Annotated in this window: 16 protein-coding genes; 1 reads left to right on the top strand and 15 read right to left on the bottom strand. The window is 57.9% G+C overall.

Going from position 1 to position 20,280, the window contains the following annotated elements; genetic code table 11:
- Positions 1–27: 27 nt before the first annotated feature.
- The 14 genes from tssJ to tssA form a co-directional block, all read right to left on the bottom strand.
- On the bottom strand, positions 28–657 hold the full coding sequence (tssJ, locus tag AC1MEA_RS18650) for a type VI secretion system lipoprotein TssJ (RefSeq protein WP_480417036.1): 630 nt from the start codon (positions 655–657) through the stop codon (positions 28–30).
- Positions 658–665: 8 nt separating this feature from the next.
- Entirely contained in the window at positions 666–1,070 is a 405-nt protein-coding gene (locus AC1MEA_RS18645) for a DUF4150 domain-containing protein (RefSeq protein WP_480417035.1), read from the bottom strand.
- Between the two features lie 8 nt (positions 1,071–1,078).
- Positions 1,079–1,726, bottom strand: a complete 648-nt coding sequence (locus AC1MEA_RS18640; protein ID WP_449634146.1) for a DUF3540 domain-containing protein — start codon at positions 1,724–1,726, stop codon at positions 1,079–1,081.
- Positions 1,723–2,685, bottom strand: a complete 963-nt coding sequence (locus AC1MEA_RS18635) for a pentapeptide repeat-containing protein (RefSeq protein ID WP_480417034.1) — start codon at positions 2,683–2,685, stop codon at positions 1,723–1,725. The genes AC1MEA_RS18640 and AC1MEA_RS18635 overlap by 4 nt, the downstream gene beginning before the upstream one ends.
- On the bottom strand, positions 2,678–5,272 hold the full coding sequence (locus AC1MEA_RS18630) for a DUF2169 family type VI secretion system accessory protein (protein ID WP_480417033.1): 2,595 nt from the start codon (positions 5,270–5,272) through the stop codon (positions 2,678–2,680). The genes AC1MEA_RS18635 and AC1MEA_RS18630 overlap by 8 nt, the downstream gene beginning before the upstream one ends.
- A gap of 45 nt (positions 5,273–5,317) precedes the next feature.
- Positions 5,318–7,924 (bottom strand): type VI secretion system Vgr family protein, encoded by a 2,607-nt coding sequence (locus AC1MEA_RS18625; protein WP_480417032.1) that lies wholly within the window; start codon positions 7,922–7,924, stop codon positions 5,318–5,320.
- 36 nt (positions 7,925–7,960) lie between these two features.
- Positions 7,961–10,693 (bottom strand): type VI secretion system ATPase TssH, encoded by a 2,733-nt coding sequence (tssH, locus tag AC1MEA_RS18620; protein ID WP_480417031.1) that lies wholly within the window; start codon positions 10,691–10,693, stop codon positions 7,961–7,963.
- A complete protein-coding gene (tssG, locus tag AC1MEA_RS18615) occupies positions 10,694–11,701 on the bottom strand; it encodes a type VI secretion system baseplate subunit TssG (protein ID WP_480417030.1) in 1,008 nt (335 codons plus the stop codon).
- The gene (gene tssF, locus AC1MEA_RS18610) at positions 11,665–13,380 is read right to left on the bottom strand and encodes a type VI secretion system baseplate subunit TssF (protein WP_449634152.1); all 1,716 of its coding nucleotides are present in this window, start codon (positions 13,378–13,380) and stop codon (positions 11,665–11,667) included. The genes tssG and tssF overlap by 37 nt, the downstream gene beginning before the upstream one ends.
- A 3-nt stretch (positions 13,381–13,383) precedes the next feature.
- Positions 13,384–13,803: a type VI secretion system baseplate subunit TssE gene (tssE, locus tag AC1MEA_RS18605; RefSeq protein WP_257604230.1), complete on the bottom strand. Its 420-nt coding sequence runs from the start codon at positions 13,801–13,803 to the stop codon at positions 13,384–13,386.
- 60 nt (positions 13,804–13,863) lie between these two features.
- Positions 13,864–14,352, bottom strand: coding sequence for an Hcp family type VI secretion system effector (locus AC1MEA_RS18600; RefSeq protein ID WP_219060054.1), 489 nt, complete (start codon positions 14,350–14,352; stop codon positions 13,864–13,866).
- A 160-nt stretch (positions 14,353–14,512) separates the two neighbouring features.
- Positions 14,513–15,997: a type VI secretion system contractile sheath large subunit gene (gene tssC, locus AC1MEA_RS18595; protein ID WP_219060055.1), complete on the bottom strand. Its 1,485-nt coding sequence runs from the start codon at positions 15,995–15,997 to the stop codon at positions 14,513–14,515.
- Positions 15,998–16,000: 3 nt separating this feature from the next.
- Positions 16,001–16,498, bottom strand: a complete 498-nt coding sequence (tssB, locus tag AC1MEA_RS18590; protein ID WP_219060056.1) for a type VI secretion system contractile sheath small subunit — start codon at positions 16,496–16,498, stop codon at positions 16,001–16,003.
- 99 nt (positions 16,499–16,597) lie between these two features.
- Positions 16,598–18,151, bottom strand: coding sequence for a type VI secretion system protein TssA (tssA, locus tag AC1MEA_RS18585; protein WP_480417029.1), 1,554 nt, complete (start codon positions 18,149–18,151; stop codon positions 16,598–16,600).
- 658 nt (positions 18,152–18,809) lie between these two features.
- On the opposite strand from tssA, the gene AC1MEA_RS18580 reads away from it, so the two are divergent.
- A complete protein-coding gene (locus AC1MEA_RS18580) occupies positions 18,810–19,829 on the top strand; it encodes an AraC family transcriptional regulator (RefSeq protein ID WP_480417028.1) in 1,020 nt (339 codons plus the stop codon).
- A 155-nt stretch (positions 19,830–19,984) separates the two neighbouring features.
- Here AC1MEA_RS18580 and AC1MEA_RS18575 read toward each other — a convergent pair whose 3' ends face one another.
- Positions 19,985–20,266 (bottom strand): excalibur calcium-binding domain-containing protein, encoded by a 282-nt coding sequence (locus tag AC1MEA_RS18575; RefSeq protein ID WP_480417027.1) that lies wholly within the window; start codon positions 20,264–20,266, stop codon positions 19,985–19,987.
- Between the last annotated feature and the right edge of the window lie 14 nt (positions 20,267–20,280).

Genomic DNA, 20,280 nt, shown 5'->3' with positions numbered 1-20,280 from the left:
GCGACTGCAACGCTCACGATAAAAAAGTCAGTCCTGCGCGCCCGGCAGGCGCACCTCGCCTTCTCTGGGTTGCACAGGCTTGGGCAGCGCAAGACGACTTTCCTTGCCGCGCAGCAGAGCCTCGGACCCGACGAGCAGGTCGATAGCGATGGGGCGTGGCGTGGCGGTCCAGGTCTTGCTGAAAAAACCAGTGGAAGTGACATCGACGCCGATCTGATACAGCTTGGCGCTGCGCATCGGGTCCAGGTGGGCGTAGCCCACAGCGATCCCGACCATCTTCGCGCCCTCGAGTCGCGGCAGGCTTAACTGCCGGGTCTGGCCCGGTTCGATGAACAGCCGAGTAAGGCCGATCATTCCGGTCGGCGCGCTGTTCATCAGCAATAGACTACTCAATTGCTGGGAGCTGCCGGTGTAGGCCGAAAACGCACTGATCTGATCGAACTGCGTGACCACCACCAACAGGTTATGCGCCTGGCCGTCGTACTGATTGAGGTCGTTATCGGCGGTAAAGCTCAGCTCGATGGCATTCTCGGTGTAGTCCCATTTGAGCTCGGTGAGGGCCTTTTGCTCGGGAGTGAGTTCCTGGGAGCTGCAGGCGGTGAGCAGCAGACAAAGACTGAGCATTGCCCCGAAACACTTCATGGATGACCCATTCATCAAGGCGCTCACGCCATCACCAGGACAACGGTCTGGCTCGGCTGCGAAACCGTACCCATGGTGTTATTGGCGTTATGCATGGTCTGGCAAGTGACGCGCACAGCGGGCTTACCTCCAACCATGACTTTGCTGCTGCCATCAATGAAGATCATTTCACCCTTTACCTTGCTGCTGGTGACGCCGCCGGCCACGCCCGCCTCATCACCACTGGTCATCAACACCTTGCTGGACATGTTCATCGCTGGCATGCCGTCTACTAGCACTTCCATCACCAATCCACCCGGATCTGCGGCGCTGGTATCGGCAGTATTGGGATAAGGCAAAGGCACTGGCCCGGCTGGCGGGACCGGTGTCTTGCAGATATCGGGTACCGTGGACATTGCCATCGCACCGCCGTTATTGAGCATGTACATAATCGATCTCACCCCAGCTTGATGCTGTCGCCATCAATGGCAACGCTACGTTGTGCATTCAGGTCCAGGGTATCGGCCTGGACGCTCCAGTCATCGCGCACGCGCTGGCGCAAGGAACCTGCATGGCATTCTTCATGGCCTTCGACCCGCCGGCGGCTATCGCCAAATCCCGCCTCGTGGCGCACGGCCTTTTCGCGGTGATACACGCTGTTGTCGTGGCGCTCGACCCAATGGTTCTCAAGGTGCTCGCCGCTCATGGCCAGGGTGCCGACATTCAGATTGGCACGCTGTATCTGCACACTGCCCTGCTCGGCACACACCCGTAACGCAATACCGGCGTCAAGGCTCACGCCGTCGCGAGCCTGAATGCTCAGCGCGCCTGCGGGCAGGCTCAAATGCAGGTCGCCATCCAAATGCATCCGCGCAGGTTGAGCGATGGCGCGTTCAAGCACGCTAAGGATGTAACCCCCTTGCGCGTCCAGGCTGACCAATACCTTGTCCCCCACTGCGGGACGCACCAGACAACCGAATGCGGGTTTTAGCCAATAGCGGCGGCCATCGCTGCTGACCACACCGAAGCGCTCTCCATCCAGTGCGTTGACCTGTGCATGGCGTAATACAGCAGCGGCATCGCAATACTGCGGGGCTTCATTCATCTCGAGTTTCCTAAAGAGGCAGGCCGCCATTGCTCGGCGGCGAGGCGTTCGGTATCAACAGGTTGGATGGCCTGGGGATTGCTCTGCTGCCAGTCGGCCTGGGTAAAATCAGCGGCATGGGCATTCATCCCTGTCACGTCGGCGGCGATGAACGAGGCCTGCGGTGCAAGCAGCGCCGTGCAATCGGCATAACGCAAAAGTGCGCGATCAAAGCGCGCTCCTGGCATCTGGGCGTCTGCCAGAATGGCCATCTCCAGAACGGCATCACTGAAATCTACCGAGTCAAAATGGCTGGCATTGAACAGTGCGCCCTTGAGATTGGCACCGACAAAAGTCGGGACTGTGCCCGTACTGCGGTAGAACGAGGCGCCCTCTGCCTGCACGGTATGAAAATCGGCCCCGCTCAAGGACGACTCATCGAAGGCACACTGCTGCAAGGACGCCAGAACGAAGCGTGCCTGATCGAGTTGGCAGTCGATCAGCCGGACCTTCTCGAAATGCGCCGACTGTGCGTCAAGCCCCGTCAGATCACACCGGTTCCATTGGGATTTGCTCAACTTGGTTGCTGCCAGTCTGATGCGCGGTAAGCGGCACTCCAGGAGCGTGAAAGCCTGTAGCTGCGCACCCGACAGTTCCAGATCCTCGCCTTGACATTGCGCCCAGTAGGCCTTGTTCCAACGCACATTCTTGAACAGCGAGCCCTGCAATGAACACGCGTTAATGTGCAACGAATCCGCAGTACTGTCGGAGAAATTGGCGCCGTCCAGGCGGCAGTCTTTCCAATTGCTTTGGGTCAGAATTGCCCCGGTAAATTGCGCGCCACGCGCATCAACTTTTTCCAGCCGCGCGTTGCTCAAATTAACGCCACGATAGTCGCCACCCGCCAGATTCAACTCTCGCAAGGGCTGCCAATCGGCGAGCAATTCCCTTAGACGCTCTGCACTTAATACCTCAAGCATGAGTCAAGCTCTCCTTGAGTCGACAACGGGTCATCAATGCCTGCTCCAGGCGCACGCCACTGCCATGCACAGCGTCACTGGCCAGGCCATGCAAGTTGCTGCCACTGAGGTTGGTCTGCTCCAGGCACACCTTGCGCAAGCGGCCGTTAAGCAGATTGGCGCCAGACCAATCAGCGCGACTCAAGTCACATCCCGACAGATAGACACCTTGCGCCACCAGCTCAACACCATCGGAATCACTCAGGTCGCAACGGGTCAGTAGCGCGTGGTTAAGCCGTGCGCCGCGCAGGCTGGCGTGATTCAGATCGGCGTCCTGAAAGCTGGCATCGGTCAGGTCGGCATCGTCTAGGCGCACGCCCGGTAAAACGCAGTGACCGGCCAGACGCAGGTTTTGCAGATTGCACTCACGCAAGTCCAGATTGCGTCCCACAACCTTGGCCAAATCGGCTTTGCTGAGGTTGGCGCGGCGCATGTCAGTCGCGTCCAGTGTGCAGTCGTAAAACTTGGCTTTGTGAAGGTTGCTGTCGGAAAGTACTGCGCCATTCAGGTCGCACTTATTCAGGTTCAGCTTGCTTAAATCAGCGTTGCTCAGGCTGGCATGGCTGAAACTGCACTCGCTGATGTGGGCCTGTTGCACATTCGACGCCGAACAATCAGCGGTTGAGAAGTCGCAAGACTGAGCGCGAATGCCCTGCAGATTGGTGCCTTTTAACAACGCATGCTTGAACAATACCCGCTGCAGCAGCGCCTCTTCCAAGCGAGCATTACTCATATCCGCAGCGCTCAAATCGCAGTCGATAAACTGGCATTGGCTCATGTCTGCATCAACCAGACGCGCACCGTTGAGTTGGCAATTCTCGAACAGGGTATTTTTTAGATCGGCCTTGCTCAGGTCGATGCCGGAAAGATCAAGGCTCTTTATCCGCAGCTCTTTAAGTGATCGCCCGGCTGTATGTAAGGCTTGTAAGCGCTCGCGGGTGAGGTCGCAATATTCGGCGGGGATGGGGACAGGGCCGAATTTGATTCGATCAGCCGCCAACGCTTGGTTCAGGGCGTCTATTTTTTGTGTGATCAGCGTTTCGTTAGCCTGCGCACGCGCCGCACCCGCCGCCACTTGCTGGATGATGTCCGCTTTCTGGGCTGGCGGCAGGTCCAGTTGAGCCACGAGGTTCATGAGATCCACTTCGGGGGCCGGTTGACTCGCCAAGGCGAGGGTTTCCTCTACATCCAGCCCTACGCGAGTGATCGCATCCCGGGCGTAAGCCATGCCTTGAGCCCTGTCCCTAGCGAGCTGCGCCTCGATTTCATCGCGCAGCCCATCGGTAGACAGCGTGTTGGCGGGCGATCCAGGCCGAGGCACAGGCGTTGCCACCTCGATTCGGGCCGGGGGCGGATAGTCATCGCGGTTGAACGGCTGATCCATACCCGTGGCCATGTCCTGGGCAATTTGAATGCTTTCTTCGTAGGCCGCAGACAATTCGGCATGCAGGACATCCGCAGCCGCACGCAGGCTGGCAAGCAGCGGCGCATTGTCGAATGTCGGTGGTTCGGGGCTTGATACTTCATCCGGTTCAACCGGTGGGCTAGGCCAGAGCTGATCGATCCAGACTTGCGAGGCCGGTGATGGATCACCCATTCGCTCGATGGCCAGTGCCAGCGTGGCGATATCCAGTGCGTCGATATCGAGCACCGGCACGGCGGCGCGGTAGAGCAACAAAACGCTTTGCGCCTCGGGGAACAGCCATACGGTGTCCAAGTCCATTGGCATTTCAGTGATGGCCTGGGGCTTATCCGCCCGCTCAATAAACAGGCGTGGCCGCAAGCCAGGCAAGCGTCCGCTGACCTTCGCCTGGGTGGGGTGCATGCCCTCAATCGACCAGGCTTCATCACCCCGCCAATACCCGGTGGCGCATTGGTCCTGAGCCACTTCGTCGAACCACCGGGCATCGGTGTCCAGGGGCAAAAAGGGCGAACGGTAGGCACGCCATTGCTCATCCAGCGTGCCCATGAAGCAGCGCCGGCAGGCCGTTTGCGGTGGCAGTGGCATGAAGCTCGCAATGCCGGGCCGGTCCTCGGGATCGAGAACAACGAGGTTTGCGACTTCCAGTTGCGCCAGGGGCACGGAGTCTGCGGTGTCTCTATCGGGGCAATGGCCTTTACCTGCGGGGTTATCCGGCCATTGGGCACCACCGTAGGCGTTCTCAAGCGTCAAGGGCAGGCAATCAATCTGTCCGGTTGCCACGGCCGACCACCCCAACAGGCCTTTGCGCCATTGCCGTGGTGGGAATACATGCAGGGTCTTGGCCAGTGCACCGATGCGTACCGATACGGCCATACCGGCACGTTGCGCATCATTCAGGGCATAGGCGTGCCCCTGGACGGCAAACGTACCCCGGCTTTTTTGCAAACCGCTGTCTAGTATCTGCTTGCCCAGGCGCTCGCTGATCCAGGCCCACGTCTGGCCCGCTGGCATAATCGCGCCCCCGGCATCCACCAATAGCCCCACGGTCGTGACCAACATATGGCTATCCCCATGCATTGCATTGGCAAGCATTACCAGGCTGGCACCTTCACACTTGAGCTGCATCAGACTCTCCGCATCGTTTAAAGACCCATTGCCCTATCACCTGTTTCAGGCAGCAGCGGGTGGGGGGGTGTCGGATGGAGCGCCAGCGTCGCCGGCTGCTTCGGCAACATTCAGCGCCGCCGCACCCAACTCCGCCTGGGCCACTACAATGAGCTGGCTGGCTGTTGCTACGGCGTCGATTGCTGCACTGCTTACGGGAGCCTCAACGAGCATTTTTGCAATCCCAAGATCAGGAACTACCGGAATAGACGGCACGATGACAGGATCCGAAATACTCTCCTTGCTCGATATCGAACCATCAGCAGCAATCGTGTTTTTTACATGCAGGGATTTTTCAAAAAAAACAGTTCCCTTCACGTTTAAATCACCGTCGATATGGACCGTTCCACTGGAACAAATCTTTATACCGTCCTGGGTCAGGATTATTTTATTTTTACCCACTTGAATCTCATGCACCACGCTGGTCGCATGAAGAAAATGCTTGGCTTTCTGCAAGGTTACTTCACTAGCGACTTCGCAGACTGCTGTTTGGTTTTTATGATAAAAGGCAATATCTTCTTTTGCTTTCTGGGTTTTCTTTATGATTTCTGCAAAGTCCTTCTTCCAGAGAACAAACCCATAAGAAAACGCAGCCACTCCAAGTTTTATATCAGCACTCACTCCATTGAGCCCAACATTAAGATTCAAGCCGTTAGCAGCGATAGAACCTTTAACCCCACAAAAACTTGCCGCGAGGTCAACCATCAGCGTCGTCTTTTTAGTTCGATGACTTATAGCATCGTAGAGGTCTGTAGCACCCAGAGCGCCAAGAACGATACCTTTGGTATTCAGGAAGGATTTCTGGCTAGCGGTAAAAAAGTTGCCGCCCAGCCTCGTTTCGTTAGAGCTACCTTCCACAAGTGGCTTCGGCGCACTTCCCCCGCCGATAGACAGCGTATATACGCCAGGCACCTCATGTTTATAAGAACTGGACGCCAGCTGCATATGTTTGTCAGTGCGCAAATGCGCCCCACTGACATCGCCTTCGCCCAAGGTGAAACTACAACCGGTAGAAGCGCCCATCTTCATCATCGGCCCGGACGGGCTGTCTTCCATTGCAAACAAATGCCCACCGGGGGTGCTCAAGCCACTTTGGGTCGCGTTGTCGCCGGTGACCACATTAGGGTTCTCGGAGTTGGGCACGCTACCAGTGATTACCGGCCGGTCTGGGTCGCCGCCCAAAAACGAAACCAGCACTTCCGTGCCTTTTAGCAGCGGGAAATTCATGCCATGGCTCGAACCGCTGGACAGCGTAGCCATGCGCAGCCATGCCGAGCCGCGAGTGGCGTTCTTTGCGCCGCTAATAAACGGAAAGCTGACTTTGTAGCAACCCTTGTCGTTAAGCAGTGGGCGACCGGTGTCTTCATCGCCATCCACTACCGCACTGAGCACACCCTGCACATAGGGCCGGGGCGTCACGCAGGGTGCGCGGAACTGCACATCGCCGGGCAAGGCGATAAAACGGGTGTTGATACCCTGCCCCGGCCCTTCACCCTCCGAACCCAGGCCCGGCAATGGTTGATAACCCTCATGGTGAACTTCAATAACCTGATAACCGGCATTGAACATCGGACGCGGATGGCCCACCAACAGCATCGGATAGCCCGCGCGCAAGCCCGTGGCTCGACCGCTGCCATGAAACTCCCGTTGGCGGCAACCAATGGCCTGGGCGCGGCGATCTGCCAACCATTGGCCCTGTTCGAGGGAACCGAAGTGCTCGCCATACAGCCCTTGCTCACCGATAAATACAGGCGAACTCGATACCGCCGTGCGTTGTTCGAGTGAGGCATCGGCCCCAAGGCTGGCACTTGCCACCGAGGCGTTGACCTCTAACTTCAACTGCGCGTTAGTTGCAGAAAAATCCTGTAGCGTGACCCCGGCCGCTTGCCGGACCAGCTTGCGCTCGAAGGTACGCGCCACCGCCAGGACCTGGCCTACATCCAGTTCCGAATCTTGACGACGATAGGTCAGAAGACTGGGAAGTTGCGGCTGGTAGCGTCTGTCGCCACAGAACACAAGCGCCTCTCCGTCAGGCCCCTGTTCAAAGAAGTAATACACCCCGAAATATTCAAGAAGACGTGAAATAAAGGCGAAACTCGTTTCTTCGAACTGGCAGGTAAAGGTCGCCTGAGTCAGCGGATCATCCGCGAGAGGCAGGCGGATATCGAAGTCATAAGCCGAACCCGGCAAACCGTTGATACCCGGCCCTTCGACATTAAGGTCAGCCAGTTTGAGCACGTCGCGAATCAGTTCCGGCAGGCTTTTGTCCAACCAGATTTCGGAAAAACGGAAATGACGCAACTGCACGAAGCGCGGTTCCAGCACCACGCGGTAGTAGTAATAAAGAGAATCGGCGTCGAGATAATCGACCTCTGTTACCACGCCCTGATAGGGATGCGGCAGCCCCAACGCGTCACTCAGGGTCAATACCGCGCGGTTGCCAAGCAGTGCCTCATCGTCGAACAAGGGATTGATCGTGACCAAGCGGACCTCGAAACGATACGGCTGAGAGAGCTTTTCCTCGCCCTGCCACTGCTGCACCCACAACGTTTCGAGCACGAGCGAGGGTGCCAGGCTGACGAAAGTACAGAGCGCGTGATCATTGAGGGCCATCAATCAATCCTTGTTCTTCAGTAGGTAAACGAGCGGTCACTCTAGGGTTTCAAGCAGCGCTTCACCCTCGGGTAAAGACCTGATCGCATCGGTTTCTACCTGGGTAATGATCCACTCGCCGCCCGCATCCACCGCCACATGCAGCCCGGCCAGCGTGCGCTGATCGGCAACCGCCCCCAGCAACACATCGGACAAACGCGGCGTCAGGCTTTTGCGCAGGATGAAGTCGATGTTGCGCGCTCCGCTTTCCACTTCTGTGCAACGTGCGGCGATGGCGTCGGCGACTTCCTCTGAGAAGGTCAGGCGTACTTTCGACGAGGCCAGCAGGCGTTCGCTGAGCCGACCCAGTTTGAGGCGTACGATGCCTGCCAGTTGCTCGCTGCCCAACGTAAAGAACGGCACGATGGTCATGCGCGCCAACAACGCAGGTTTGAAATGGCGGGACAGGGTCGGACGGATTTTTTCCGCCAGGGTGTCCGGGTCGGGACGACCGTCGACGCACAGGTTCTGGATTTCTTCAGTGGCCAGGTTGCTGGTCAGCAGCACCACCGTGTTGGAGAAGTCGATCTGCCGCCCTTCGCCGTCGGACAGGCTGCCCTTGTCGAAGACCTGATAGAAAATGTTCACCACGTCCAGGTGGGCTTTCTCCACTTCATCGAGCAGCACCACTGAATACGGACGCTTGCGCACCGCCTCGGTCAACATGCCGCCTTCGCCGAAGCCGACATAACCGGCAGGCGAGCCCACCAGACGGCTGACGGTGTGCTTCTCTTGGTACTCGCTCATGTTCACCGAGATCATCGCCTGCTCACCGCCGAACAAGTGTTCGGCCACGGCCAAGGCGGTTTCGGTCTTGCCAACACCCGATGGACCGACCAGCAGGAACACACCCAACGGCTGTTGCGGATCGCGCAGACCGGATTGCGCGGCCTTGAGGATTTCCGCGATTTGCTCGACGGCAGTGTCCTGACCTCGAATACGCGTCTTGATGTTGTCGGCCAGGGCCAGCACGCCGCCCGCAGCGTCGCGCAGCACTTTGCCCAGCGGCACGCCGGTCCAGTCGGAGACGACTTTGGCAATCGCATCCGGGTTGACTTCGGTGAACAGCAGCGGCTCGTCACCTTGCAGCGCAGCCAGCGCCTCGCGGGCCTGATCCAGCTCGGCCTGACGTTCGTCCAGCGATGCCAGTACCTGAGCAACTTCGCCTTCGGCTGGTACTGGCAGATCCTCTTCTTTCAGGGTTAGCTGCTTGCGGGCTTCGAGAACGCGTACCGCGGCATCACGCTCGGCCAGCCAGCGGGCTTCCAGCACAGCACGTCTGTCGTCAATCTCAGCCTGCTCGTCGGCGATATCTGCCAGGCGCTGGTCTTCCACAGGGAAACCGTTGGCGCGATCGCGCTCCAGTGCGTTCAGCTCGCGAGCCAGACCGGACAACTGCCGCTCCATGCGTTCCAACTCGGCAGGCTTGATGCCCAGGCCGATCCGTACACGAGCACTGGCGGTGTCGAGCAAGTCCACGGCCTTGTCCGGCAGCAAGCGCCCGGTAATGTAGCGATCCGACAATTCAGCGGCGGCAACGATAGCGTCATCACGCACACTGACACCGTGGACTTTTTCGTAATGCCCCTTGAGACCACGCAAGATCAGCACGGCGGTTTTGACACTCGGCTCGTCCAGTTTGACCAGTTGGAAACGGCGAGCCAGCGCCGGGTCTTTCTCGAAGTACTTCTTGTATTCCGACCAGGTCGTGGCGGCGATGGTGCGTAACTCGCCACGGGCCAACGCGGGCTTGAGCAGGTTGGCCGCATCGGAACCCCCTGCCGCGCCGCCAGCACCGATCAGCATGTGTGCTTCGTCGATGAACAGGATCACCGGCGTGGTGGATGCCTTAATCTCTTCGATGACACCACGCAGGCGGTTTTCGAACTCGCCCTTGACGCTGGCGCCCGCTTCCAGCGCACCCAGATCGAGGCTGAGCAGACGCGTGTTTTTAAGAAAGTCCGGGACTTCGTTCTGGCTGATCAATAGCGCCAGGCCTTCCACCACGGCGGACTTGCCCACACCGGGTTCGCCCACAGCGATGGGGTTGTTTTTACGACGTCGGGCGAGGATGTCGATCATCTGACGAATCTCATCATCGCGGCCGAAAATCGGGTCGATGCGCCCCGCCACTGCCTTGGCGGTGAGGTCTTCGCAAAAGCGACCGATATTGTCCTCAGCAGCGGGCGCGATACCGCCCGCACTGGCGACCGAAGAGGACCCCAAGCCGGTTTGCAGGCTGTCCAGCGGACCTTCACTGGAGCCGCCCAGCAGGTGGGGAAACTCAGCCGTCAGGGCATCGGCGGAAATGGGCTTGAGCAGTTCGCCGTAACGAGTGCCGGCGGTGTAGTAACCCAGACGGGAAATCAGCGCCAGCAACAGCGAGCCACCGCGAATCCGCCCGGTGCCGACCACCAGCGAGGCGATCAGCCAGGCGTCCTGAATCCACTCAGTGAGCAGGCTGGCGAACACCGGACGCCCGGGGTTACCGTTCTTCAGCTGCGCCAGACCGTCGTCGAGCAGCGCACGCAGGCGCATCGGATCGATTTCGAATCGGGTGAGAATGCGCGTCACATCGGCACTAGGGTCTTCCAGCAACTGACGCAGCATGTGCTCCAGGGAAATCTCGTAATGAGTGCGCGCCAGGGTCAGGCCCGCCGCGTTCTCCAGGGCCTTGGTGCTGTAAACATTGAGCCGTGCGAACAGTGGTTTGAGTTCTACCTGAATCATCTATCGAGTCCTCTCTTCGAGCATTGGTCCGTGTTCGGCCGTAAGCATGAATACAACGTCGTCCTGCGTGTCGCCGTCACCGAGCCAGGTATCGAGGCCGAGCCGCTGCCAGCCGCCCCCCAGCGAAGCGCATTGCTGCTCATCTGCCGCAAGACGCATGACCAATCGGCTGCGTAGCGGCGTCTGCAGGTATAACGCCACCAACCGTTCGAGCTTTTGATAGAGCGCTTGCCCTGGCAACAACCCGTGAAAACGCTCGGCACTCAGTGAATCCAGGCGAATATCCAGCGTGCCACTGCGGTCCATGACCTCTCGACCGAGCAGGCTGTTTTCGCCTAATACACCGCACTGCATTCCCAGGTAAGTGCGCGCCGGACGGTCGATCCGCAGACGTGTTTCGACACAGGGCACCACTTCCACCGGCACATCTTCGAGCACCGCCTTGACCAACTGCTGCAGGCCGAGCGCCGAGCGTGGGTGCTGGTTGAATAAACCGGCATAACGCAGCAAATCGACGGATTGATCCCGTTGCTCGGGACGCGCATCCGCAATGCCGATCAATGCCTGTAGCTGGCGCAGGCTCTTGACGTCACGTCGCTCGGTAATATCGATCCAGATCCGGTGCTTTTCCCACGCGCGAAACAGCAGTGGATAGAGCGACGCATGCAGGATGTCGAGAAAGTCGCGCCCCGCTGAATGGCCCAGCAGTTGCTCGTCGATCAGGTCTTCGGTGTAAAAGGTCGGCAACGGCGAGGTGACGCCATACAGACCAAAAAAATTGGCCTCGATCCGATAGCGGCCGTCTTCACCTTGCTCGATCCGTTCGATATCCCGTTGGGGAAATCCAAGCCCTAGCCGTGGCCGGACCCGCACGTTCTCGACGAAGTCTTTTTCGCTAGGGAAACGTAATCGCAACAGGCGCAAGGCCTGAAAAAAACCATAATCGCCGCCGTCATCGAGCAGCGGATCGATCACAGCAGGCGTTGGTGCCCGATCTTCGCTGGCCATTTCAAGGTCTCATGGTTGACGCTGTCGAACAGCGTGAAAGCGGTAAAGCTGTTAATAGCTGTACAGCCGGCGAAAAATTCATCGAGCACGCAACCGAACATGTAGAAATTGCCGGGACTCAGGAAATGGTCGCCCCGGCACTCGACCCGGACCACGCTGCCTTCAATGGGCAGCCCGCGAATGAAACGGCGCTCGTGGGTAACCGTGACGTTTTCGATAGCATCGATTCGCCGCTCGTTGGCGTCCTGGGCGCCTTCGCCGACGCTAGGCAGATAGAGCGACAGCAGGCCTCGCAGGTAGTCGCGATCGGCCAGACGGAAGTGATTGGCATTGAGCTGCGAGAGCATGCGCCACAGCAGTTTGTCGTCGAACTTGGGAGGCTGGCACGGCGTAATACCGCGAATGCTCTTGAATTCGACCCTGGGTGGCGTGTTGTCGGTGGGCTGATTCAAATCCCCCAGACGCAAGCTTTCCGGCAACTTGCCATTGGTACACAGCAAACCGATGGACAGCGTCATCTCGCCAGGCACTTTGCCTTCACGGTAGGGCAGGCTCAAATAATGGTCATAGCCATGAGCGTCGATAGTCGACTGTCGGATTCGCAAGTTGTAGGTATCGCGCTGCGAAAACGTATTGAACGGCTCCAACTGCCGCTCGCCCCCTGCGGCAGAGTAAGCGCTGACCTTGAGGACCGAATGAATTCGCATGCTCATGCGCTGGCCATGATCGGCGGGCTGGATGCGGTAGTCGACTTGCTTGTGGTCGATGCGCAACGGGTGCGCTTCCTGGGCGAACAGGTTGATCGCCGGGGTGACCCCCATCATGAAACTGTTGGCGGACAGATTTGGCGCCCAGTCCGGCAAATTCTCGAACATCAGACGCACACTGAATCGACCGTCCTTGCCCCTGACACGCCACTGTTTGAAGCCGGAAAGCTCGACAAAAAGAAACTTCTCGGGCAGCGCAAAGTATTCCTGCAAGCAGCGATAAGCAGGGTGAGCGGTGTCGGGAAAAGGCAGTAAGGTATTGCTGGCATCGAATCCGAGGCCACGCAAATGCCTGGCTGGCAGCAACGTCATGGGCTGCCCTTGCGCACAGATACGGATCTCACGCAGGTTGAGCTGCAGCAGACGTAGCAACTTGCAGCCATCCACCAGACCATCGCCTAGATAGAAACGCAGGCTGTCAGCTTGCCAATCGTCTGGATCTGCGGTGGTAAAAGCGAAATCCAGGACCAGACTGCGCTCTTCACCGGCACCGCCATCCCAGCGTGTACCGATCAGTTGCAGCGGTTCGAGGTCTACCGCCGCAGTGCTGCGAAAGCGCACCCGCTGACCATCGACAGGTACCGAAGCGACTTCGCACCCGGCATCGATACGCGTGGCTTGTTGCAACGCCCCGCGAGGCTGAAATTGAAGCAGTGTCAGGCAAGGCAATGGCTGCAGATAATGTGGGTACAGCAGCTGCGCCAACTCTTGGATGAACTCGGGAAACTCGTCGTCCAGCCGTTGGCGAACCATCCCGGTGAGAAACGCCACGCCTTCGAGCAAGCGCTCGACATCGGGGTCATTTGCCGAGTCCACACCCAGCAGCGGTGCCAGGGCCGGGTTGCTACGGGCAAACTCATCGGCCAGACGGCGCAGGTGGTTGAGTTCACTTTGATAATGGCTGTTGAGCATGACTTAGTGCATCGCCAGGGAAACGCGGCCGTCTGAAGACACGCGCGTTGCCAGATGGATGGGAATGTCCCGGTCATCAATGGACACCAGGCCTTCAAGGCTGAAGCTCAACGACAACACTTCCTGAGCGCCTTCGGCGACCAGAATGCGCGGCGACTTCAACCGAGGCTCATAGCGGGCGATCATGCGAGTCATGTTCTCAATTATTTGCGTGGTCTCGCCGGTCGCAAACGAACCGGCCAGATTGGTGAAATCGGGTACGCCAAAATCGGCGTCGATGGGCACGCTGCCGCGCCGGGTATTCAAGATGCGTTGCAGATGCTGAACAATTGACTGCGTAAGCACTTCCGCTTGGGTCAGGTGCGTGCGGCCGGTTTCAACCTGCAAGCCCGTGATGCGTTCCAGCAATCGTTTTTCTCTCAACGCCGTGTACCTTCTGAAATTGAAAGAACACCGCCCTGAATCAGGGCGGTGAAGAATGACTTACGCTTTTGGCGCCAACCACGAGTCTTCGGCTTCGATGCCGTCCGGCACCCAGGTCCAGACAATTTTTTCGTAGGTGATGCCGATGTCTTCCATATGGCCCATTTGCTTGAACTCAGGGCTCAATACGTTTGGCACCCAGGTACGGGCAGAAACAAGCACTGCATTGCTCAGGGTGATGGTGTAGTACTTTTCTTCAGTGCCTTTGGGCGAGATGCGATAGAACTCAAGCACAACGGTTTTAAGCTGTTCGCCGGAGGTCAGGGCCTGCAGCAGCTTTGGCGAAGCCTTGTCGATCTCTTTGGTCAGGGTCATGCCCTGGTGAACACGCTTGCCTGCGGGCAAGCCGGTCTGCGGGTTCTTGGGAATATCGATCAGGTGTTCAACGGCTTGTACGAGGATCATCCCTACGTGGCCGGTAACACTGCTCGAACCTTCGATCTTGCCTTGGTTCTGGCCTTCGATACTCAGGTAGCATGGCATTGGCATAACGGGTACTCCGGGTTTAATCAGTTAGTGTTCAGGCAACGATCAGAGCTGCTAGCCCTGTATCGTTGCGTTGAATCCATCTTATGGAACCCCCGAGGCTATGACCCTCGGGTAAACACCTGAACGAACGGCATTCAAGTCATTCGTTCGCTCTGCCAAATCAGCTCTTGTCGAGCTTGCCAACCAGCGACAGCGTGAAAGAAGCGCCCATGTACTTGAAGTGCGGGCGAACTTTCAAACCGACGCGGTACCAGCCTGGATCGCCTTCAACGTCGCTGACGGTAATGTCGGCCTGACGCAATGGACGGCGGCTGCGCACACCGGCCGCAGGGTTGTCCATGTCGGCCACGTACTGGCGAATCCAGGTGTTGAGTTCAGATTCCAGGTCGCCACGCTCTTTCCAGGTGCCGATGTTTTCGCGCTGAATGACCTTGATGTAGTGCGCCAGGCGACTGACCACAAAGATGTAAGGCAGCTGGGTGCCGAGCTTGTAGTTGAGCTCTGCTTCCTTGCCCTCTTTGTCGTTGCCGAAAAACTTGGGCTTCTGGCACGAGTTGGCGGAAAAGAACGCCGCGTTATCGGTGTTCTTGCGCATGGTCAGCGCGATGAAACCTTGCTCGGCCAGCTCGAACTCGCGGCGCTCGGAGATGAGCACCTCGGTCGGAATCTTGGTCTGGGTTTCACCCATGGCTTCGTAGTTGTAGATCGGCAAGTCACCGACCGTACCCCCACCCTGCGGACCGATCACGTTGGCGCACCAACGGTACTGGGCAAAGCTGTCAGACAAGCGGCTGGCAAACGCAAACGCGGCGTTGCCCCACAGGAAATCCTTGTTACCGCCACTGACGCTTTCGTTGTAACGGAAGGTCTTGGCCGGAACAGTGTCCTCGCCGTAAGGCGTGCGCAGCAAAAAGTGCGGCAAGGTCAGACCGACAAAACGGGCATCATCGCTTTCGCGGAAGGCGTTCCACTTGGTGAACTGCGGGCCTTCAAAGACCGCTTGCAGGTCCTTCAGATTGGGCAAATCCGCAAAACTGTCGATGCCAAAGAACTGGGGACCCGCCGAGGCAATGAAAGGCGTGTGGGACATGGCCGAAATGGAGGCGACCGATTGCAGGAGCTTCATGTCCTGCGCGCCAGGATTGAACTCGTAGTTACCAATGATGGAGCCGAATGGCTGACCACCGAACTGGCCAAACTCAGCGGTGTACACCGCCTTGTACAGACCCGAGCGGGTGATTTCAGGAGCGTCTTCGAAATCTTCGAGCAACTTTTCCTTGGAGACGCTAAGAATCTCCAGCTTGTTGTTCTCACGGAAATCCGTACGGTCGACCAGAAACTTCAGCGAGCGCCATGACGACTCGAGCTTCTGAAACTTCTCGTTGTGAATGATGGCATCGACCTGACGGCAAAGCTTGGCGTCCAGTGTGGCAATCATGTCGTCGATCAGACCGGCGCTGACTTTCTCGGTCTGCCTTGCAGGTTCGAGCAGCTCGGTGACAAAGGCTTCGAGACCGTGACGGGTAACAGCATAGGCTTCATCGCCCGGCTTGACGCGAGCGGCTTCTACCAATTGATCCAGCAACGAAACGGACTCGACCGCTTGGCCGGTGCTGCTCGCGGCCTGACTTTTTTCTTCACTCATGGGTTATTCCTTGTCCTTTACGCCGAGTTCCGAGAGCAGGCGCTCGCGGGCACCGTCATCGTTCATCAGGGCCTGAAGTTGCTTGCGAAATTCCGGCAGGTTGCCCATCGGGCCTTTGAGCGCCTTGAGCGAATCACGCAAGGCAATCAGCTGCTGCAACTCAGGAACCTGGGCAACGATGGCATCGGGTTCGAAGTCGCGAATAGACTGGAAGGTGAGCGACACAGGAATCTGCTCGTCTTCCGGCGCGTTCTCCGCCAGACGATTGGGCACCGCCAGTTGCAGGCTCAGGTTTTGCCCTTTGAGCACATCGGTGAAGTTGTCTTTGTCGACGCGGATCGGCTTGAGGTCTTCAACCGGCGTGTCGTCTTCACGCAAGGTGAAGTCGCCGATGACCAGTTGCTTCAGAGGCAGCTCGACCTGCTCTTGGGCGCCGCCGGTGTCGGAGCTGTACACAATGTTGACGCGTTCTTTAGGCGCGACTGAACCTTCACTAGCCATTTAATCTCACTCCTGTTTAGCGGGCTCGCTCAACGCAGCCGTTATAAAACCCATGGCATTGATATGCGTATGTCTGTCAGGTATCGCGTGTTGCTGAACTCAAGGAGTCTGTGGACTGGCCAGACGCCAGAAAGCGGGCAAATCCATGGCGGCCAACTGCTGCGCCCATGCCGTTTTTGAACCGCCATCCTCATGCACCAAAGCCAGTTCCAATAAAGGCCGCACCAGGTCCGGCTCCCAACGATCCAACCCCTGCTCCGTTGCTTCTTGCAGCAATACATCCAGGGCCACTCGCAACTGGGCGCGGGGCTCGAAACGGTGCAGCAATTCGCATTGGGCACGACGCAAACGGAAGCGGTCGCGGCCACTGCCGGCCTCGCGCAGGCTCGCTTGCAGGCTGGCCAGCGCATCGTTCAGACGTCCGTCAGCGGCTTCTCGCCCTGCATCGTCAATCAGCGTTTGCACAGCATCCCCGGCCCCGGCACGGACCACCGGGGCCAGCCCTTCGAGCCAGCTACGCGTTGCGCCATCGGCGAACGGCTGGCCGTCGGCGAAGGTGAGTTCGGCCAGAGACGGCAGGCGTGCCAGAAAATAGCGAGTTTCCAGGGACAGGCTCGCAACAGCGGCCAAGGAGCCGGAGCCGAGTCGTGAAAGCGCTGCATGGCTGGCTCGATTAAGGTCCAGCCAAAATGGATACGTGTTCAGTCGGCCTTCGCAAAACCGCACGATGTCCAGCGGCTCGCCAGCACTCTGCAACCGGCTGAAACTCTGCAGTTCGGCTTCCGAAGGTGGCGGAAGACGTGTGGTGTTGCCTTGCGCAGGAGGAGCCTGCTGCAAGGTAGTCCAGGCCGACTGTCGGTTCAGGCGAAACAGCAACGGCAACGTCGGACGAGAGTCGAGACAAAACGCAACCAGCGGCGATAACGAGGCAAACACACCGTTTACGGCGTTTTCAATCGCCTCATCGCTTTCAAAGCTGTCCAATAAACGAACAGGAGCAAGCGTTGGCGGTGCCATGCCAGGTACCGAAGGGGGCTGCGGAACCGGTACTGCTGCTGCGATAGACTCGACCGGCTGAACCGGCTCAGGCGCAACAACCGCTGGCTCGGCACTGGCCTGCACGGGCAGCTGTGACAGCCGTCGACGCAACGCAAAGAAACTCGGACCGTCAGCGTCCTTGTCGCGCCAAAAACGATCGATGGCGTCCCAGTTTTCGAGCAAGACAGCTAACTGATCACCGGGCACCGGCTCGAAGCTTTCTTCAACCTTCGCCGTCAGCCATTCGAGCATCCATTCAGCCTGGTTACGCCGAGCACGCAATCGGGCAGGTGGTGGCGTCAACGTGTCCCAGTATTGCTCGAGCATTTCGCGCAATACCTGTACCCCGGTTGCAAGGCCAGATATCCCGTTGAGCGTGGTCCAGGCACACAACAACCAGACCGCAGCATTGAAATCCTTACCTTCCTCGCGAAGAACTTTTGCGCAGGTATCCGCCACTTTCTGCCAGTCCACTCCGGACTCGGCATGAATATTGGTCAGCTTTTCAACTTCAATTTGCGCGAGCGAAAAGGCCGCACCTTCTCGAGGATTGGCGCCAGCCGGGCTGGCCACGCTGATCGCAAACGAACCCAACTCCTGATCGAGACAACTCATCCGTCATTCCTGCTACATCGATATGCCGCTCGATACACCGTCACACACGCAAAGAATTTTGCTGGCGATGCCCAGATCATTACTGCACTTAAGGCATCATTTCCAATGACTAATTAATCAAAAGAATTTCAACCTGCTGGACCCTGCGCCGTATTAATAACGTGCGATGGTCGTCGACTAAACCGCCAGACAAGAATGCACTGACACCACAGTTGGCAACATCAGGTGAACACCTGAGTTGATCTGCCCCCCGGTCATGTTCAGAGTTGCATTGCGTTTATCCGCGCACCACCACAGAGCAAAAAAAAATATTCACCCTTATTTGGTGCAAAAAAACGCCTAACAACCTCAAATAAAATTAACCGTTTTAAAATGCGAACCTGTACGGAACTTATCAGACTTTTTTTGTACGGCTTGACCGTGCGTTGCAGTTTTTGAACTATTTTAAGCCTCCGCGGCCCCCTCTATTCCGCATGAGCAGTTTTGGGTGCCGGTAGCGAAAGCGAAAAAAAGTTTTCATTGCGCTGAAAAAAGCAGATAAGCACGCGTCCGTACAGCGATAATGGCTGCCTGCGTGAAGCGTAGGCCTACATTCAGCGGACGCCATTTCGGTCCGGTTATCGATACAAACCTTGGTCTACTGGTCAGCAGTGAAGTTATGAACAGTCCCGCGTCAACTCAATCGCCTCGACCCCCATTTGGTGCCAGCCAGGCTCCCGATCACTTCAATGTCAGCGCGGAGCCAGTCCCCAATCAGTTTTTGGCCTGGCGCCGTCGAGTCGGGCACGTCATTGACGCACTGCCCTCGTCCAAGGCAGTCGAATCACCTTTTAACGGCTGTATCGACCGCTATACGTTAGGGGCTCGACTGTTCACCGATTGCTCGAGTGACGCCTTGCTGCTTGATCGCTCGGTCGCACGCATTTCGACGGACAGCGTCCGGGATTACGTTTTTCAAGTGTTCACCGAGGGCGGCATTGACGCCATTCAGGGCGGGGGCCTTGAAAGCCGCAACCCCGCTCAGGCCAGTATTGTCGCCATGGACATGAACCAACCGATAAGGATGCACCGAAGTCATTGTCGGGTACTGACATTCTTCGTACCGCGACCGATAGTGGACGCAGCGCTGCCACACGCAGAGTCGATCCACGGCCGCGTCTTCACCAATACGACCCCGCTTACCCAGCTGATGATCGAGCATGTCGCGACACTCTCGAAGAGCCTGCCGGGCATGAGTGCGGATCAAGCAACGACAGCGTTCGATATCGGCATTCAGTTAATGCTCGGCGCATTTGCCAAACAGGCCAAACTGGGAGGTAACGTCCGGGCGGCGGCGCGTAGCGCAATGTTCGACAAAGCCAGACGCTATGTGCAAGACAACCTGTATCAACCCTGGCTGACACCCGAGAGCGTTCTGGCTGCGGTACAGCTGCAGCGCCATACGCTGTATCGGCTTTTCCAGCATGAGGGCGGATTGGGCCGCTACATCCGTAATTGCCGACTGCGTGAAGCAGCAGACGAGTTGGTGCGATATCCCAATCGGCAGGTTATTGAGATCGCTTACAGCCTGGGCTTCAAAAGCGCCTCGGACTTTACCCGCGCTTTCAGTCGCAGTTATGGCATGTCCCCGCAGGACCATCGCATCATGGCTGCACAACGGAAGTGCGAGCCCGTATAAGGCAGGCGCATAGCCACTGCATCCCCAGCACTAACGGAGATCGGTTTGTTTGCAGCAATAACCGCAACGACGGGCGCCGTGCTTCGCCGTCTCGACCCTGTTGCAACGAATAAACCAGTCAACCGGGCCGATCAAAAGCCCGAGGATGAAGGGAGCTAGTTACACCATTGCGACTCACACGGTATCCCATCTCCGTCGCCGTCCATTTTCATCCCGGAACAGTGCTGGAGGAAGTTCTTTGCCTCTGCGCAAGATGTCATCTGAGAACAGTATTGGCGGCCATCACACTTGAATGCTGATTGGGCAGATACGACTGCAGCAGATGAAGGCACTTGCGGCGGCGAAACTTTGGTCCCGGTCCAGGCCAAGAGTGTCGGCGAGGTAAAAGCCTTCCACGCAACGCTGGCGATAATTATCGCAAACAAAATCCGTTTCATTAATTCCATTCCCG

This window comes from Pseudomonas sp. ASL8 (assembly GCF_056680355.1).
This window is presented reverse-complemented; position numbering and strand designations above follow the sequence as displayed.

Coding starts and splice junctions, on each gene's coding strand:
- tssJ (WP_480417036.1), bottom strand. CDS start 657: ATGAATGGGTCATCCATGAAGTGTTTCGGGGCAATGCTCAGTCTTTGT.
- AC1MEA_RS18645 (WP_480417035.1), bottom strand. CDS start 1,070: ATGTACATGCTCAATAACGGCGGTGCGATGGCAATGTCCACGGTACCC.
- AC1MEA_RS18640 (WP_449634146.1), bottom strand. CDS start 1,726: ATGAATGAAGCCCCGCAGTATTGCGATGCCGCTGCTGTATTACGCCAT.
- AC1MEA_RS18635 (WP_480417034.1), bottom strand. CDS start 2,685: ATGCTTGAGGTATTAAGTGCAGAGCGTCTAAGGGAATTGCTCGCCGAT.
- AC1MEA_RS18630 (WP_480417033.1), bottom strand. CDS start 5,272: ATGCAGCTCAAGTGTGAAGGTGCCAGCCTGGTAATGCTTGCCAATGCA.
- AC1MEA_RS18625 (WP_480417032.1), bottom strand. CDS start 7,924: ATGGCCCTCAATGATCACGCGCTCTGTACTTTCGTCAGCCTGGCACCC.
- tssH (WP_480417031.1), bottom strand. CDS start 10,693: ATGATTCAGGTAGAACTCAAACCACTGTTCGCACGGCTCAATGTTTAC.
- tssG (WP_480417030.1), bottom strand. CDS start 11,701: ATGGCCAGCGAAGATCGGGCACCAACGCCTGCTGTGATCGATCCGCTG.
- tssF (WP_449634152.1), bottom strand. CDS start 13,380: ATGCTCAACAGCCATTATCAAAGTGAACTCAACCACCTGCGCCGTCTG.
- AC1MEA_RS18600 (WP_219060054.1), bottom strand. CDS start 14,352: ATGCCAATGCCATGCTACCTGAGTATCGAAGGCCAGAACCAAGGCAAG.
- tssC (WP_219060055.1), bottom strand. CDS start 15,997: ATGAGTGAAGAAAAAAGTCAGGCCGCGAGCAGCACCGGCCAAGCGGTC.
- tssB (WP_219060056.1), bottom strand. CDS start 16,498: ATGGCTAGTGAAGGTTCAGTCGCGCCTAAAGAACGCGTCAACATTGTG.
- tssA (WP_480417029.1), bottom strand. CDS start 18,151: ATGAGTTGTCTCGATCAGGAGTTGGGTTCGTTTGCGATCAGCGTGGCC.
- AC1MEA_RS18580 (WP_480417028.1), top strand. CDS start 18,810: ATGAACAGTCCCGCGTCAACTCAATCGCCTCGACCCCCATTTGGTGCC.
- AC1MEA_RS18575 (WP_480417027.1), bottom strand. CDS start 20,266: ATGAAACGGATTTTGTTTGCGATAATTATCGCCAGCGTTGCGTGGAAG.